This window comes from Rhizobium sp. R711 (assembly GCF_002211365.1).
In the GTDB taxonomy this organism is placed as follows: Bacteria; Pseudomonadota; Alphaproteobacteria; order Rhizobiales; family Rhizobiaceae; genus Rhizobium.
Genome location: NZ_LOKZ01000012.1, coordinates 95,606 through 111,946 on the forward strand (window position 1 = coordinate 95,606; position 16,341 = coordinate 111,946).

Annotated in this window: 16 protein-coding genes; 8 read left to right on the forward strand and 8 right to left on the reverse strand. The window is 60.6% G+C overall.

Going from position 1 to position 16,341, the window contains the following annotated elements; genetic code table 11:
• Positions 1-137 precede the first annotated feature (137 nt).
• Positions 138-866, forward strand: coding sequence for a Bax inhibitor-1/YccA family protein (locus ATY80_RS13895; RefSeq protein WP_088692988.1), 729 nt, complete (start codon positions 138-140; stop codon positions 864-866).
• A gap of 110 nt (positions 867-976) precedes the next feature.
• Complete coding sequence (locus tag ATY80_RS13900) at positions 977-1,534, forward strand: GNAT family N-acetyltransferase (protein ID WP_088692989.1); 558 nt, start codon at positions 977-979, stop codon at positions 1,532-1,534.
• 6 nt (positions 1,535-1,540) lie between these two features.
• Here ATY80_RS13900 and ATY80_RS13905 read toward each other — a convergent pair whose 3' ends face one another.
• The 3 genes from ATY80_RS13905 to acnA all read right to left on the reverse strand — a co-directional run bounded on the left by ATY80_RS13905 (position 1,541) and on the right by acnA (position 5,968).
• Positions 1,541-1,942: a DUF2794 domain-containing protein gene (locus ATY80_RS13905; RefSeq protein ID WP_088692990.1), complete on the reverse strand. Its 402-nt coding sequence runs from the start codon at positions 1,940-1,942 to the stop codon at positions 1,541-1,543.
• Between the two features lie 365 nt (positions 1,943-2,307).
• Positions 2,308-3,045, reverse strand: coding sequence for a thioredoxin family protein (locus tag ATY80_RS13910; RefSeq protein ID WP_088692991.1), 738 nt, complete (start codon positions 3,043-3,045; stop codon positions 2,308-2,310).
• Between the two features lie 232 nt (positions 3,046-3,277).
• Positions 3,278-5,968, reverse strand: a complete 2,691-nt coding sequence (acnA, locus tag ATY80_RS13915) for an aconitate hydratase AcnA (RefSeq protein WP_088692992.1) — start codon at positions 5,966-5,968, stop codon at positions 3,278-3,280.
• Positions 5,969-6,227: 259 nt separating this feature from the next.
• Here acnA and ccmA point away from each other — a divergent pair, with 259 nt between their 5' ends.
• From ccmA to ATY80_RS13940, 5 genes are read left to right on the forward strand one after another with little or no spacing between them, the layout of a single operon-like run.
• Positions 6,228-6,875, forward strand: coding sequence for a heme ABC exporter ATP-binding protein CcmA (gene ccmA, locus ATY80_RS13920; protein ID WP_088692993.1), 648 nt, complete (start codon positions 6,228-6,230; stop codon positions 6,873-6,875).
• Positions 6,872-7,531, forward strand: coding sequence for a heme exporter protein CcmB (gene ccmB, locus ATY80_RS13925; protein WP_088692994.1), 660 nt, complete (start codon positions 6,872-6,874; stop codon positions 7,529-7,531). Before ccmA ends, ccmB begins: the two co-directional genes overlap by 4 nt.
• A 47-nt stretch (positions 7,532-7,578) precedes the next feature.
• The gene (locus ATY80_RS13930; protein ID WP_088692995.1) at positions 7,579-8,340 is read left to right on the forward strand and encodes a heme ABC transporter permease; all 762 of its coding nucleotides are present in this window, start codon (positions 7,579-7,581) and stop codon (positions 8,338-8,340) included.
• 2 nt (positions 8,341-8,342) lie between these two features.
• Positions 8,343-8,510 carry a heme exporter protein CcmD gene (gene ccmD, locus ATY80_RS13935; RefSeq protein ID WP_088692996.1) on the forward strand — a complete coding sequence of 56 codons (168 nt, stop codon included), beginning with the start codon at positions 8,343-8,345 and terminating at the stop codon, positions 8,508-8,510.
• Positions 8,507-9,112: a DsbE family thiol:disulfide interchange protein gene (locus tag ATY80_RS13940; RefSeq protein ID WP_088692997.1), complete on the forward strand. Its 606-nt coding sequence runs from the start codon at positions 8,507-8,509 to the stop codon at positions 9,110-9,112. The genes ccmD and ATY80_RS13940 overlap by 4 nt, the downstream gene beginning before the upstream one ends.
• On the opposite strand, the gene ATY80_RS13945 is transcribed toward ATY80_RS13940, so the two are convergent.
• The 5 genes from ATY80_RS13945 to dapF form a co-directional block, all read right to left on the reverse strand.
• Positions 9,113-9,700 (reverse strand): DUF2585 domain-containing protein, encoded by a 588-nt coding sequence (locus tag ATY80_RS13945; protein WP_088692998.1) that lies wholly within the window; start codon positions 9,698-9,700, stop codon positions 9,113-9,115.
• Entirely contained in the window at positions 9,697-10,341 is a 645-nt protein-coding gene (locus ATY80_RS13950) for a septation protein A (protein ID WP_088692999.1), read from the reverse strand. Before ATY80_RS13950 ends, ATY80_RS13945 begins: the two co-directional genes overlap by 4 nt.
• 64 nt (positions 10,342-10,405) lie before the next feature.
• Positions 10,406-11,980: a signal recognition particle-docking protein FtsY gene (gene ftsY / locus ATY80_RS13955; protein ID WP_088693000.1), complete on the reverse strand. Its 1,575-nt coding sequence runs from the start codon at positions 11,978-11,980 to the stop codon at positions 10,406-10,408.
• 15 nt (positions 11,981-11,995) lie between these two features.
• Positions 11,996-13,270: a tRNA (N(6)-L-threonylcarbamoyladenosine(37)-C(2))-methylthiotransferase MtaB gene (gene mtaB, locus ATY80_RS13960; protein WP_088693001.1), complete on the reverse strand. Its 1,275-nt coding sequence runs from the start codon at positions 13,268-13,270 to the stop codon at positions 11,996-11,998.
• Complete coding sequence (gene dapF / locus ATY80_RS13965; protein WP_088693002.1) at positions 13,267-14,172, reverse strand: diaminopimelate epimerase; 906 nt, start codon at positions 14,170-14,172, stop codon at positions 13,267-13,269. Before dapF ends, mtaB begins: the two co-directional genes overlap by 4 nt.
• Before the next feature lie 208 nt (positions 14,173-14,380).
• On the opposite strand from dapF, the gene ATY80_RS13970 reads away from it, so the two are divergent.
• Positions 14,381-16,339 carry an elongation factor G gene (locus tag ATY80_RS13970; RefSeq protein ID WP_088693003.1) on the forward strand — a complete coding sequence of 653 codons (1,959 nt, stop codon included), beginning with the start codon at positions 14,381-14,383 and terminating at the stop codon, positions 16,337-16,339.
• Positions 16,340-16,341 lie beyond the last annotated feature (2 nt).

Genomic DNA, 16,341 nt, shown 5'->3' on the forward strand with positions numbered 1-16,341 from the left:
CCCGATCTCGGGTTGCAAGGGCCTTGTTTGCGAAAGCCGAAAGGCTCATATTGTCTGCAGGCATGCTGGGCTCCGCAGCGGCGCCCGGGTTTTTGCGCCCGACACCGTGTCCACACCGGAGCTTGTAAGAGGAAACTATGGCTGACCTTCGTAATTACCAAGGCCGCGTACAGACTGGCGAGATGATCGACCAGGGCCTACGCAGCTATATGCTCAAGGTCTACAACCTGATGGCGCTGGGTCTGGCGATCACGGGTGTAGCCGCCTATCTGGGCTTCAATTTCGCCGTTCAGGACGGCCAACTGACGCAGTTTGGCGTATTGCTTTTCCAGTCGCCGCTCCGTTGGGTGGTGATTCTTGCACCGCTGGCCGCCGTGTTCTTCCTGAGCTTCAGGATTAACCGGATGAGCGTTGCCGCCGCGCAAACGACCTTCTGGGTCTACGCCGCGCTGGTGGGACTATCGCTCGCGTCCATCTTCCTGGTCTACACGCAGTCGAGCATCACGCAGACGTTCTTCGTGACCGCGGCCTCCTTTGGCGCGCTCTCGCTGTACGGCTACACGACCAAGCGCGATCTCTCTGCGATGGGCTCGTTCCTGATCATGGGTCTTTTCGGCCTGATCATCGCGTCGATCGTGAACATCTTCCTGGCATCGTCCGCGCTTCAGTTCGCGGTTTCGGTGATCGGCGTTCTGATCTTCGCAGGCCTTACCGCCTACGATACGCAGCGCATCAAGGAACTGTACTACGAAGCCGATGGTGCGGATGTTGCCGGCCGCAAGGCTATCATGGGTGCACTGACACTGTATCTCGACTTCATCAACCTCTTCATGTTCCTCCTGCAGTTCATGGGCGACCGCAAGTAAGGAACAGGAACGCCATCGAAAAAGGCGGCTTCGGCCGCCTTTTTTGTTGCCTGGTTACGCGGAGAGTGATTTCTGGAGGAGTCCATTGTCATTTCCGACCGGCTGCCTGAATGCCCATCTCCCTCCGCGACGCTTCTTCATTCGACCTCCCCACCATCACCGCAATCTATCGAGAATCCGTTCAGAATGGTGTCGCAAGCTATGAGATCGTCCCGCCTGAACAGGGCGAGATGGCGGCACGATTTTCCGCAATCACCGGCCAGGGCTATCCGTATATCGCCGCGATCGATGAGGATGGTAGCCTGCTTGGCTACGCCTATGCCTCGGCCTTCCGCACGAGGCCGGCCTATCGTTGGATGGTCGAGGATTCGATCTACCTGGGGCCAGAAGCACGTGGCAGGGGAATTGGAAGGCTGCTGCTCGCCGAACTGATCCGACGTTGCACGGATCTTGGCTTTCGCCAGATGGTGGCCGTGATCGGTGGCGCACATCCGGCGTCGATCGCCTTGCATCAGGCACTCGGCTTCGAGGAAACCGGCCGCCTGAAAGGAACGGGCTACAAGCACGGCCGCTGGCTCGATACGATGATCATGCAGCGCGCCTTGGGTGATGGGTCTGCGACGGACCCCGACACCTCGACCTATCCAGGCACCCTGTTCAAGGCCTGAGCCGAGCTACTTCTCGACCAGCTTCAAAACCTTGTTGAAGACCTTCAAGACCTGCTGCAACTCGTGCCCGCGCTTCAGGATGACGCCGTGCGTATTGATAACGGAGTAGGCACCCTGCTTGGCGGCGAGCTTCGGATTCTTCTCGATACGAAAGAGCGGCAGTTCGCCCGATCGTTTGAAAATCGAGAAGACGGCACGGTCTTTCAGGTGATCGATCGCATAGTCACGCCAGTCACCCTCGCCGACCATCCGGCCATAAATCCACAAAATCGCGTCGAGCTCGCGTCGGTGGAACGTGACCGGCGCTGGGTCCCTACTCTGCTTATATTCCTTGAGATCTACGACGACTGAGGAACTGCTGTCGGCTAACCGGCTCTCGCCGTGCCGCAAATCCTGCTGATCTGTCATCAGTCTCCCTGTGCCTCCGCTTGTGACAGGTGAATGACAGTTTGCCTTAGCGTATATAAATTGCAAGCAGGCGATCAGTCACATTAATCATAGTCTGTGCAATCTCCCGCGTGCCTCAATTCAGTCAAAACAGCGCCTCATTTGCAAGGGAAATTCCCTCACGACTGCGCCGCGGGGCCGTTCGGATCCGCGTTGCACACGAATTACGCATGATCTTTTTGCCAGATTCGGTCTGCCAAAGGGGTCGTGTGCGAGTTTGGCGCCAGCGCGCCAAAGGGCCCGGCTGACCGTATCGACCTTAACCCCAGCCCCGAATACGATCAGCCGGGCCGCCCCGTTTTCCATCCGCTAACGCGGATGAAACGTCAGATGTTCTTCCCGGCCATGACAACCGTCGCTCCGAGAATCGCTGACGGATTACCATCAGCGGTGGAGGATTGAAGTAGAATCGCACAGCCCTCGAGATCCGGCTTCTGCATTACGCTTGCCGGCAGCGTCAAGCTCGTTTCCTTGCCCTCCCACATACCGACGGTCTCCACATCGGCAACGCTGTTGAGATAGGCAATCTTCTGGCCGCTGTTTTCGCCCTTCTCCACGTCGATGGTTTTCTCGCGGTTGAAATAGACCATGACGACATTGGCTTTGCCTTGTCCTGCCCCGATCTTTATCTCGAGCTGGTCGCCGCGCACCTCAGCCTTCACCGGCACTGTCAGGCCCATGCCTTCGGCTGCATAGCCATCGATCTTCTTATTGATCGCACCGAGATCGGCGCCTGCAACGTGGTCGCGGCCATTGATGATGACCTGAGGCGTATAGACGTTGGCACGGCCCATCGACTGCGCATAACCATACTGCCGCTCGGTATTTTCCTTGGAACTCAGCGTGTCGGCCCATCCCATGTAGTTCCAGTAATCAACGTGATAGGCGAGAGCGATAACGCCCCCCGCCTCGACGAGCTTACGGAAAGCTGCATCGGCTGGAGGACAAGAAGAACATCCCTGTGAGGTGAAGAGTTCAACCACACCTTTCGGCGCGTCCTGGGCAAAAAGTGGGCTGGCAAGCGCCACACTTGCAACCAGAGAAATCAGAAACCGCGGAGACATTCATGCACCTTTTCTTCAGCACCTACTGCCTCGCTTCGCCGCAGGTTCCGATGTCTGAACGTAGAGATAATGGTTCTAAATCGAAACGGAAAGTCACGAAGGGGTGAGACCAAGCTTCGTGGAAGCCAAGCCGAAACACATCGTCGTGAGCAGGCATTCGATACCTCGCGGTCAAACAAAAACCGCCGGAAATCTCTTTCCGGCGGCCATTGTCATGGAAGTCTGTTAACAATCAGGCAGCGAGATCGCGCAGAACCGTCTGCAGGATGCCGCCGTTGTTGAGGTAGATCACTTCGTCGAGCGTATCGACCCGCGACAGCAGCGGAACTTCCTTCACCGTGCCGTCACCGTAGGTGATCTTGGCGATCTTCTTTTCACGCGGCTTGATGTTTTCGAGACCTTCAATGGTGACAAGTTCGTCGCCCTTCAGGCCGAGGCTTGCCCAGGTTGTGCCCTCTTCGAAGACGAAGGGGATGACGCCCATGCCGACCAAGTTCGAGCGGTGAATACGCTCGAAGGACTGTGCGATGACCGCCTTCACGCCGAGCAGATTGGTGCCCTTCGCAGCCCAGTCGCGGGACGAACCGTTGCCGTATTCGACACCAGCGAAGATGACGAGCGGGACGCCCTCGGCCTTGTACTGCATGGCCGCGTCGTAGATCGATTCCTCTTCCTTCGACGGATAGTGGATGGTGTAGCCACCTTCCTTGCCGTTCGGGCCGAGCATGTGATTGCGGATGCGGATGTTGGCAAAGGTGCCGCGCATCATCACTTCATGGTTGCCGCGACGCGTGCCGTACTGGTTGAAGTCAGCGACGCCGACATTGTTCTCGAGCAGGTAAGAACCGGCCGGAGACGCAGCCTTGATCGAACCGGCCGGGGAAATGTGGTCGGTAGTGATCTTGTCGCCGAAGAGGCCGAGAACGCGCGCGCCCTTGATGTCGGAAATGCCCGTGCCCTTCTTGCCCATGCCCACGAAATAGGGTGGGTTCTGCACGTAGGTCGACTTGTCGTCCCAGGCGTAGGTCTGCCCGGCCGGCACGTTGACGGCCTGCCAGTTTTCGTCGCCCTTGAAGACGTCGGCATACTTGGTCTCATAGAGCTCGCGAGTGACATACTTCTGGATGAAGTCCTGAACCTCATGCGAGGTCGGCCAGATGTCCTTAAGGTAGACCGGGTTGCCGTTCTGGTCTTCGCCGATCGGTTCCTTGGTCAGATCCTTCTGGACAGAGCCTGCGAGCGCGTAAGCGACGACGAGCGGCGGGGATGCCAGGTAGTTCGCCTGGACATCAGGCGAGATGCGGCCTTCGAAGTTACGGTTACCGGACAGAACGCCTGAAACGATGAGACCCTTGTCGTTGATCGTCTTCGAGATCGGCGCCGGCAGCGGGCCGGAGTTGCCGATGCAGGTGGTGCAGCCGAAGCCGACGAGGTTGAAGCCGAGCTTGTCGAGGTCCGCCTGGAGGCCGGACTTTGTGAGGTATTCGCCGACGACCTGCGATCCGGGCGCCAGCGAGGTCTTGACCCACGGCTTGGACTTCAGGCCCTTGGCGACGGCGTTGCGAGCGAGAAGGCCGGCGGCGATCAGCACCGACGGATTGGAGGTGTTGGTGCAGGACGTGATCGCGGCAATCGCCACGTCGCCGTGACCGAGGTCGAAGTCGGTGCCTTCGACCTCGTAACGGTTGGCGAGCTGGCCGGGCTTCCTGTAGTCGGTATCCATCGAGCCGGCGAAACCGGAGGCGATGTTTTCCAGCGGGATGCGGCCTTCGGGACGCTTCGGACCGGCCATGGCGGGCACGACGTCGCCGAGGTCAAGTTCCAGCGTGTCGGTGAAGACCAGATCGGAGCCGTCGCCTTCGCGCCACATGCCCTGCGCCTTGGAGTAGGCTTCAACTAGCGCAATGCGGTCCTTGGTGCGGCCCGACATGTTGAGGTAGTTGATGGTTTCGCCGTCAACCGGGAAGAAGCCGCAGGTCGCGCCATATTCCGGACCCATGTTGCCGATCGTCGCACGGTCTGCGAGCGGCATGTTGTCCAGACCGGGGCCGAAGAATTCGACGAACTTGGAAACAACGCCCTTCTTGCGCAACATCTGCACGACCATCAGCACGAGGTCGGTCGCCGTGACCCCTTCCTTGAGCTTGCCGGTGAGCTTGAAGCCGATGACTTCAGGCAGGAGCATCGAGACCGGCTGACCAAGCATGGCCGCTTCGGCTTCGATACCGCCGACACCCCAGCCGAGAACGCCGAGACCGTTGATCATCGTGGTGTGCGAATCGGTGCCAACGCATGTATCCGGATAAGCGATGGTCTCGCCATCCTCTTCCTTCGTCCAGACGGTCTGGCCGAGATATTCGAGGTTGACCTGGTGACAGATGCCGGTGCCCGGAGGAACGACGCGGAAGTTCTTGAATGCCTGCTGGCCCCACTTCAGGAAGCGGTAGCGCTCGCCGTTGCGCTGATATTCCAACTCAACGTTCTTGGCAAAGGCCTGCGGCGTGCCGAATTCATCGACGATAACAGAGTGGTCGATGACGAGATCGACGGGAACCAGCGGGTTGATCTTCTCGGGGTCGCCACCGAGCGAAACCATCGCATCGCGCATCGCGGCGAGGTCGACGACGGCGGGAACGCCGGTGAAGTCCTGCATCAGGACGCGCGCCGGGCGGTAAGCGATTTCGTTTTCGACAGCACCCTTGTTGTTGAGCCATTCAGCAACGGCCAAAATGTGCTCCTTGGTCACCGACTGGCCGTCTTCGAAGCGCAGCAGGTTCTCGAGCAGAACCTTCATCGAATAGGGAAGCTTCGAAACGCCCGGAAGGCCATTCGCCTCAGCCTTGGGAAGGCTGTAATAGACGTAGTCCTTACCGTTCACGGTGAGCGTGGAACGACAATTGAAGCTGTCAAGAGATTTAGACACGAGAGACCCCGTTTCTGATAGCGAACACAATCGTGCGGACGCCTATGCACTTTATGCACATCAGGATGCGGGTACGGCCATTTCCGCTGTCCGCACGTGGAGCGAAGCCCCATGTTCGGCGCAAGGATGAAATTCACGCCGACCGCTGGCGTGGTTGCGGGTCTTATAGATAATTTCTAAGAAAGGTGCCAGAGAGTGCGTGACCCATTTCGGATTTTTTTGCATTGCGATGACTGAAAAATTAAACCACGGAAAAGTCATGCATCTGGAGATCGCCAATCTGGCCGCGCGCCGGGGGGAAGACCTGATTTTCGAAGGCGTGTCCTTTCGTCTGGAATCGGGCGAAGCGCTGGTTTTGACAGGCAAAAATGGATCCGGAAAGTCAACTTTGCTCCGTGTCGTCGCCGGTCTGCTGCGTCAGGAAAGAGGCTCGGTGAGCTTCACCGATTCGCATGGCAACACTCACGGACGCGTCGGCGAAATCAGCCACTACCTCGGCCACCGCAATGCAATGAAAAGCGAGCTGACAGTCGCCGAAAACCTCGACTTCTGGCGCCGCTTTCTTGGAGAAGCGCACGGCGCTTCGACCGTTTCCATCGATGAGGCTGCCGAGGCGGTAGGGCTTGAGGGGATCACGCACCTTCCGTTCGGCTACCTCTCCGCTGGGCAGCAACGCCGCTTCGCCTTTGCCAAGCTGCTTATCGCCTACCGGCCGGTATGGATTCTTGACGAACCGACCGCAGCGCTGGACACAAGCGGCGACCGCCTCTTTGCCGAACTGATCGAGACCCATCGCCACAAGGGCGGGATCGTGCTTGCGGCAACCCACCAGCCACTCGGCCTGGAAGGCGCGCAGGAATTGCGGATGGCGGGATTTGACCATTCCGGACCTGGAGTATGGGCATGACCGCACTTCTGCTGCGCGACCTCAGACTCTCCATCCGCGCCGGCGGCGGCGCGCTGATCGGCGTCCTCTTCTTCCTGACCGTCGTCGCGGTCATCCCCTTCGGCGTTGGGCCCGATCTCGCACTGCTGTCCCGCATCGGCCCGGCCATCGTTTGGATCGGCGCACTGCTTGCAGCGCTCCTCGGCCTTGACCGCCTGTTTCAGGCCGAACGTGACGATGGCTCGCTCGACCTCATGCTGATGCAGGAAACCCCACTGGTCCTGACGGTGCTGGTCAAGTGCCTGGCACACTGGGTCGCCACCAGCCTGCCGCTGGTCATCGCCTCACCGCTGCTTGGCCTCTTCATGAACATGAGCGAGACGGCGATCGGCGCGACGATGCTGACACTGCTCGTCGGTTCGCCTGCGATTACCTTCATTGGCGCTGTCGGCGCAGCCGTTGCCGTCGCCCTGCCGCGCGGCGGACTGCTGGTCTCGATCCTAGTGCTGCCGCTGACCATCCCCGTGCTGATCTTCGGCGTCAGCGCCACCTATGCGGCGGTGGAAGGACCCTCTCCCTTCCTGCCGCCCTTCCTGATCCTCATCGCGCTCACGCTGTTCTTCGCCGTCATCGGCCCGGCGGCGGCGGCACTGGCGCTCCGCAACACGTCGGATTGATGGAGCGCTCGATTGCGGCATAAGGCATATCGAGGTAAGGAAACGGCATGAGCGAAACGAGCCTTGCCATCACGAAATTCAGCGATCTCGCCAACCCGACGCGGTTTCTGGCGCTGGCCGCGCGCATCCTGCCCTGGATGGCCGGGTTCACGACTCTCTGTTTTATCGTGGGGCTGTATCTCAGCTTCACGACCGAAGGCGACTACCAGCAGGGCGAAACAGTTCGCATCATGTATATCCACGTGCCGGCCGCCTGGCTGTCCATGATGGGCTATACGATCATGAGCCTCTCGGCGATCGGCACACTCGTCTGGCGCCATCCGCTGGCGGATGTATCGGCAAAGGCAGCAGCCCCGCTCGGCGCCGCCTTCACGCTGATTGCCCTCGTTACCGGCTCCCTCTGGGGCAAGCCGATGTGGGGCACCTGGTGGGTCTGGGATGCCAGACTCACATCCGTCTTCATCCTGTTCCTGATGTATCTCGGGCTTATCGCCCTCAATCGCGCCATCGACGACCCGTCCAAGGCCGCCCGCGTCAGCGCCGTCCTGATCCTTGTTGGCTTCGTCAACATCCCGATCATCAAGTTCTCGGTTGACTGGTGGAACACGCTACATCAATCCGCAAGCGTCCTGCGCCTCGACGGCCCGGCCATCGATCCGGAATTCCTGCGGCCGCTGCTGGTGATGGCCGTCGCATTCACCGCGCTCTTCTTCACCCTGCACATCATGGCCATGCGCAACGAAATCTGGCGTCGCCGCGTTGCGGCGCAACGCCGCATGGCTGCCCGCCTGGCGAGCCGCGAGGGATAGCCATGGCACACGCTTTCTATGTCTACGGCTCCTACGGTTTTGCTGCGCTTGTTACAACAGCGGTGACCCTTTGGACCTGGGCCGACGGCCGCGCTCGCCGCAAGGAACTTGCAGCCCTTGAGGCTTCCGGGATCCGCCGCCGTTCGGCACGAGCAAAGGATGGCGAATGAGCCCCGCGCCTGAAACGAGCCCCGCCAAGCGCGGATTTGGACGCTATGCCGTCGCCTTGATCCCCTTGGTTGTTTTTGCCGGGATCGCCGCCACAGCGGCAAAGATGCTTTACGATCAGGGCGTCCATGGCAAGGATATCTCGGAAATACCCTCGGCCCTGATCGGCACGAAGGCGCCGGCGCTGAACCTGCCGCCGCTCGAAGGCGCCAACCGGCCGGCCCTGACAGACAGGGCCATCAAGGGCAAGCTGACGCTCGTCAACGTCTTCGCCTCCTGGTGTATCCCCTGTCGTGAAGAGCATCCGATCCTGATGGAACTGGCAAAGGACAGCCGCCTTAACGTGGTTGCAATCAACTACAAGGACAAGAACGACAACGCGCTCCGCTTCCTCGGCGAACTCGGCAATCCGTTTGCGGCCATCGGGGTCGATCCCAAGGGGCAGGCCGCCATCGATTGGGGTGTCTACGGCATCCCCGAAAGCTATCTCGTCGCCCCTGATGGCACGATCCTCTACAAGCGAGTCGGCCCGTTCGACGATATCAGTTTGAAGGAAGGCCTTTTCCCTGCCATGGAAAAGGCGCTGGGCAAGCCTGTTTCCTGATCAGATCGCGCTTTGCCAGGTCTTGATCGCCTCGACAGGCCAGATCAGCATCAGCACGTTAAGCGTCAGGTTATCGCGAATAAGGTAGCCGGTCAAAAGCTCGAAGAGGATCGCTATCGCCACCGTCAACGCCACCGGAGCCCGCGAGGCGAAGACGAAGCCGACCATCATGAACACCGTGTCCATCAGCGAATTGATGATGCTGTCGCCGTAGTAGTCCAGCGAGATCGTCGCCGAGCGGTAGCGATCGATGATGATGGGCGAATTCTCCAGCAGCTCCCAGCCCGACTCAATAACCAACGCCAACAGCAGGCGTGCCGCAAACGGCTTTCCGCGCAGGACGAGATGGGCAACGCCGTAGAAGATGAACCCGTGGATGATATGCGACGGCGTGTACCAGTCCGACAGGTGCTGGGAATTGCCGCTTGATTTGACGACGCCTTCCCACAGTTTGACATAGCCGCAGGTGCAGATCGGCGTACGGCCCATCAGATACTCAACCACCACCTGCGTCAGCAGAACCAGCAGACAGGCTGCAAACCAGAACGTCTGATGGCGAACCCTTGTCTGCGCCTCTGCGACTGTCACTTCTCAGCCTCTCCGGCCGGCGTCACCGTGTGCTTCATGATGAGCGGCATCTGCGCCATCGTGAAGATGATGGTGATTGGCATCGTACCCCAGACCTTGAAGGCAACCCAGAAATCATCGGAGAAATTGCGCCAAATGACCTCGTTCAGCACCGCGAGGAACAGGAAGAAGATGCCCCAGCGGATCGTCAGCTTGCGCCATCCCTCGGCATCGAGCTGGAAGGCCGCATTGAAGACGTAGCCGAGCAACGACTTGCCGAAAGCCAGGCCGCCAAGCAGCGCAACGCCGAAGAGCGCGTTCACGATGGTCGGCTTCATCTTGATGAAGGTCTCGTTCTGCAGGTAGATCGACAACGATCCGAAGATGACGACGACGATGCCCGACACGAACGGCATGATCGGCAGATGCCCGAGCACGACCTTCGATACGATCAGCGAGATCACCGTCGCCCCCATGAAGAGGGCCGTTGCCACGAACAGCGGTCCGCCGAGCTCCGAGAGAGCCGGAAACCGCTCGACAAGCCACGCGCCGCGCAGGTTGGCGAAGAAGAAGATCAGCAGCGGGCCAAGTTCCAGCGCCAGCTTCAGCATCGGGTGATGCCGGTCGGCCGCGCTTGGGGTAATATCGCTCTCTGTCGTCATTCTATCTCAAATCCGTTTGTGCCACACGAGACGCTTGCCCGTGTTTGTCGGCATATCTGTGGCATTATTGGCCGAGCCCGGCAATGGCGTGCGCGAAATCCTCAGCCTCGAAAGGTTCGAGATCGTCGACGCCTTCCCCAACGCCGATGAAATAGACCGGCAGCTTGTGCTTGGCGGAGATCGCCACGAGAATGCCGCCGCGGGCCGTGCCATCGAGCTTCGTCATAATCAGCCCGTTGACGCCAGCCACGTTGCGGAAGATTTCGACCTGCGAAAGCGCGTTTTGCCCTGTCGTTGCATCAAGTGTCTGCAGCACCGTATGCGGCGCATCCGGATCGAGTTTGCCGAGAACACGAACGATCTTCTCAAGCTCGGCCATCAGCTCCGCCTTGTTCTGCAGGCGACCGGCGGTATCGATGATCAACACATCGCATTTCTTCGCCTTGGCCTGCTCGAAGGCATCATAGGCGAGACCCGCCGCATCGGCGCCGAGCTTGGTCCCGATGAACTCCGACTTGGTGCGGTCGGCCCAGATCTTCAGCTGCTCGATGGCAGCGGCGCGGAACGTGTCGCCGGCAGCCACCATTACCTTGAGGCCGGCGCTCGAGAGTTTTGCCGCCAGCTTGCCGATCGTCGTCGTCTTGCCCGTACCGTTGACACCGACAACGAGGATGACGTGTGGTTTGTGGCTGAGATCGAGCTGCAGCGGCTTGGCGACAGGCTTCAGCACCTTGGCAATTTCGCTTGCCATGATGCGGCTGACGTCCTCGCCGGTCACGTCCTTGCCGTAGCGCTCGGAGGCGAGCGTATCGGTGACGCGCATCGCCGTCTCGACACCGAGATCGGCCTGGATCAGCAGATCCTCGAGATCCTGCAGCGTATCGTCATCGAGCTTGCGCTTGGTGAAGAGGGCGGCGATCTGGCCGGTGAGCTGAGACGAGGTGCGGGCGAGGCCAGCGCGCAGGCGCTGAAACCAGGAAAGTTTTGGCGCAGGCACCAGAGGTGTGGCTTCGGAAGCCGCGGGACCGGTGGCGAATCCCTTCGGAAGGACGGGAGCGGCGGGGGAATCGCTGGAAGCGTCGTCGTACTCCGCCGGCGTAGATATTTCTTGCTCGGCAGGAGAGGCCCGATCGGTCACGGGCTGCTGTGCCGCATCGGCTTCCGCTGCGAGCTCTGCAGCCGACGTCTCTTCGGTTTCGCCAGCGGATGCTGCTTCCGCGACTTCTTCCTCTGCCCGGTCGCCGATTTCCGGCCGCAGGGAAGACGCAACAGGAACCGTCGGTTCCAGCGTGCTCTCAGCAGGAGTATCGACCTCGGCTTCGGCTTCAAGCAGCGAGAGCGGCACAACGCCTATATCGCTCGCCTGCACCTCAGACGGCAGGGCCTCGGAAACGTCGTCCTCATCCGCGAGCGCTTCGGCCCGCTCGGCAAGCTCCTCGATCGGGGCATCATCGGCGGGACCGCCGGCCGTATCCATCTCCTCCGCCAGAACAGGATCGGCGGCAACAGGAAGGTTCTCTTCGCGCGAATGCGGCTCCAGTTCGGATTCGAGCGCCTTCGTCTCGACCGGCTCCGGCGCCTGCTCTTCCTCCGGCTTCGGGCCGAAGGTGAAGACCTTTTTAATGAAACTGAACGCCATGAGGATTCCGTAAACTCAGGCCGCGTCGGCGGCCGTCAATTGCATGTCGAGGTGTTTGCCGTTGTGCCCGGTGATGACAGCCTGCACGAAGCTGCGAGCCGCAAGTCCCGCCGCTGCGACAAGCGTGAAGTTCTCCGTATGCGCCAAACCGTTGTTTTCCACCAGCAGCCATTGCTGCGTTCCGACCATCTCGTCGAGATGGGACTGATGCAGGCGATGTCCAGTAGCGCGAAGCCGCGCTGCCCGCTCCTTGACCAGAGCGCGATCAAGCTGCGGCATTCGCGCGGCGGGCGTCCCCGGCCGTGGGCTATAGGGAAAGACGTGGAGATGCGCGATATTGGCCTCTTCCGCCAGCCGCACGGCATTGGCGAACATCTCTTCGCTCTCGGTCGGAAAGCCGGCAATCATATCAGCACCGAAGCTCATGTCCGGGCGCAGGTGGCGCACGTCGTTGACGAAAGCCAAGGCGTCCGCGCTCGAATGGCGGCGCTTCATCCGCTTCAGGATCATGTCGTCGCCATGCTGAAGCGAAAGATGAAGATGCGGCATGAACCGCGCCTCATCGGCGATCAGATCGAGCAGATGTTTGTCCGCCTCGATGCTATCGATCGATGAAAGCCTCAGGCGGCGAATATCGGGCACCTGTTTCAGAAGCGTTTTCGCAAGCAGCCCGAGCGTCGGCTCGCCGGGCAGGTCGGCGCCATAGCTGGTCGCGTCGACCCCGGTCAGCACGATCTCCCGGTAACCGCTTTCGACGAGCTTGCGCGCCTGATCGACAACCGCCCCCATCGGCACGGAACGCGAATTGCCACGACCATAGGGGATGATGCAGAAAGTGCAGCGGTGGTCGCAGCCGTTCTGGACTTGGATGAAGGCCCGCACATGACCATCGATGTGCTTGACCATCTGCGGCGCCGTCCGGCGCACGCTCATGATGTCGTTGACGCGCAGCTTCTCTTCCGCCGAAACGCCAAAATCCGGCAGGGCGCGATAGGAAGCGCTCTTCAGTTTCTCCTCGTTGCCGAGGACGGCATCGACCTCGGCCATGTCGGCGAAGGTCTCTTTTTCCGTCTGGGCCGCGCAGCCGGTCACGATGATGCGGGCATGCGGATTGTCGCGCCGGGCGCGTCGGATCGCCTGGCGAGCCTGGCGCACAGCTTCGCCGGTAACCGCACAAGTATTGACGAGGATGGCATTGTTGAGCCCGGCCTTCTCGGCCTCCGCCCGCATCACTTCGGATTCGTAGGTGTTGAGACGACAGCCGAAGGTGATGACCTCGACGCCGCTCACCGCGCTTCCGCTCCCGGCGCCGCATCGCGCGACCACGCACCCGTCGACGGATCGAGCGTGCCCGACCATTCCCATTCGGCCGGACCCGTCATGATGACGTGACCGTCGCGTTCGCGCCATTCGATCGTCAGCACGCCCTGATTGGGGCTGCTTGCAACCTTCACCGCGACTTCGCGCCCGGTCCGTCCGGTGCGAGCGGCGGAAACGGCGGTCGCACAAGCGGCAGAACCGCAGGCCAGCGTCAGTCCCGCGCCCCGCTCCCAGGTGCGCGTCGTGATCGAGCTGGGAGAAATTACTTGCGCCAGCGTGATGTTGGCGCGCTCGGGGAACATCGGATGGTTTTCAAGCAGCGGTCCAAAACGGCCGAGATCGAACGACATCGGATCGCGGTCGACCCAGAAGATCGCATGCGGATTGCCCATCGAAGCGACGGAGGGCGAATGCAGCACGGGATTGTCGATCGGCCCGATCTGCAGTTCGATGCGGCTGGTATCGTGAAATTCTTCCGCGAGCGGGATCTTGTCCCAGTCGAAGACCGGCTTGCCCATATCGACGGAGATCGTCCCATCCTCGTGCTCAACAGCATTGAGAATGCCTGCCACCGTCTGGAAGGTGAACACCCTCTTGCCGGTTTCCGAAGCAAGCGCCTGCACAACGCAGCGCGTGCCATTACCGCAGGCCTGCGCCTTCGTGCCGTCGGAGTTCAGGATATCGATCCAGGCATCCGTGCCCGCTGCTTTCGGGTCGTGGATCGCCATGATCTGGTCGAACTGCGTGTCCGATGCTGCGTTCAGCGCGATTGCTGCGGAGGGCGTCACCTTGTCGGCGCGGCCGCGCATGTCAACGACCAGGATCTTGTTGCCAAGCCCGTTCATCTTCGCGAATTCGACCGTTGCGCTCATAGCTGTCATGTCCGTCTCTGTTTGGGCTGTATATGGCGGAAATGCCGAGGAATTACCAGTGGCTTGACGGACCCGAGCACCGCGACACATTCATGGGAGAGCCATATCGAGACCTCATATTTAAGAATGACTGCAAATATCTAGCGCTTTTCACCGCTTCGAGGCATTCTTGGTCTCGGATGCGTGCTTTTGGCAGGGAGGATCGCCGATGCGCTGCTTCACGGTACTTGGGCCCTCGCAGACGGGAAAAACGACACTCGTCGCAAAGCTGGCCTCGCTCGAGGGAATGCCCAGAAAGTCAGCCTCTCCATACGGATCAAGCCTTACAGAGTTCGATTTCAAGGACGAAGCGTGGTGTGCGATCGACACCCCCGGGGCAAATGAGGCGCTTGCCCTGGCGCAGGATGCGCTGCTCGTCAGCGACGCCTGCATTCTCTGCATATCGCCGACGCCGGATGACGCCGTTCTTGCCGCACCTTATCTGCGCGCCATCGAGGCCTCCGGCACCCCCTGCCTCGTCTTCATCAACCGGATGGACGAGCCGCGCGGTCGACTGCGCGATGTCATTGCCTCGCTTCAGACTTATTCCAACCACCCCCTCGTCCTGCGGCAGGTCCCGATCCGCGAGGGTGATACGATTGTCGGCAGCTGCGACCTCATTTCCGAGCGCGCCTGGCGCTACCGGGAGGGGCAGCCCTCCGCACTCATCGAACTGCCGCAGGATGCTGTCGAGCGCGAGCACGAGGCGCGGGCAGAGATGCTCGAGCAGCTTTCGGAGTTCGACGACTGGCTGCTCGAGGAGCTGATCGAGGACCGGGAACCGGCAAGTGATACAATTTTTGCGATCTCCTCGCGCATCCTTAAGGAGAATCGAGTCATCCCCGTGCTGTTCGGCGCCGCCTCGCACAGCAACGGCATCATGCGCCTGATGAAGGCTCTTCGCCACGAAGCGCCGCCGGCAGCAGCGTTGCGAACGAGGCTATCTGGAAGTTCCGGCGCGCAAGAGGCGGAACTTTCCGCCATTAGTTTCCACGCCTATCACAAGGCCAATGTCGGCAAGACGGTCCTCGTACGGGCGCTGGCAGACGGCTTGAAGCAGGGCGCCTCTTTGGGTGGCGCTACTCTGGGTCCCTTGCAGGAAGCCGGTAGCGGAAAGCCAATCAGCGGCACAGTGCAGGCAGGCAGTGTTTTTGCCGCCCTGAAGTCGGAGCATCTGCCCGCGCCCGCCCTGCTAACGCAGACGGCCAGCGTCGAACCGCCCGACTGGACGACACCGCCGACACCGATGCTGGAACGAATTCTCGTTCCCGGCAGTGAGCGTGACGAAACCAAGCTCTCTGCAACACTGGCGAAACTGGTGGAAACCGATCGCGGCCTGAAGGTGATGCAGGAAGAAGGCACGGGCGCAGCATTGATCTGCGCTCAGGGACCGGTCCATCTGCGCGATCTACGCAAGACGCTGTCGGAGGTTTTTCGGGTCGAAGTTTCGGACCGCGCACCGAACCCGATCTACCGGGAAACAATCTCCAAGCCCTCGGACGTGCGCTACCGGCACCGCAAGCAAACGGGGGGCGCCGGCCAGTTCGCCGATGTGCAGCTCAGCGTGCGGCCGAACGAGCGCGGCCAGGGCTTTACCTTCGGCGAAAATGTCAAGGGTGGTACCGTACCGCGAAACTACATACCGGCAGTCGAGGCCGGTGCACGCGAAGCCATGGAAAAGGGGCCGCTCGGCTTCCAGGTCATCGACGTCGATGTGACATTGACCGACGGCCAGTATCACTCGGTCGACAGCTCCGATTTCGCCTTCCGTGCGGCCGGGAAGATGGGCGTCAAGCAGGCGCTGTCACAGGCATCCGCCGTGCTCATGCAGCCTGTCGTGCGGGTCGATATCCATATCCCCTCGGTCTATTCCGGCGGCATGGTGACGCTCGTTTCCTCACTCAAAGGACAGGTGCTCGGCTTCGACCGAGACGAGAACGCGAAGGGCTGGGACATATTCCGGGCATTAGTACCGGGTGGTGTCCTGGAAGAGCTGGCACGATCACTGAAATCCGCGACCCAAGGCATCGGCCATTTCTCCAAGACCTTTGATCATTTCGAGGAGCTTTACGGCAAGGAGGCCGACACCATCATCAATACGCATGGTTCAGGGGCTCAGTCGCACTGATT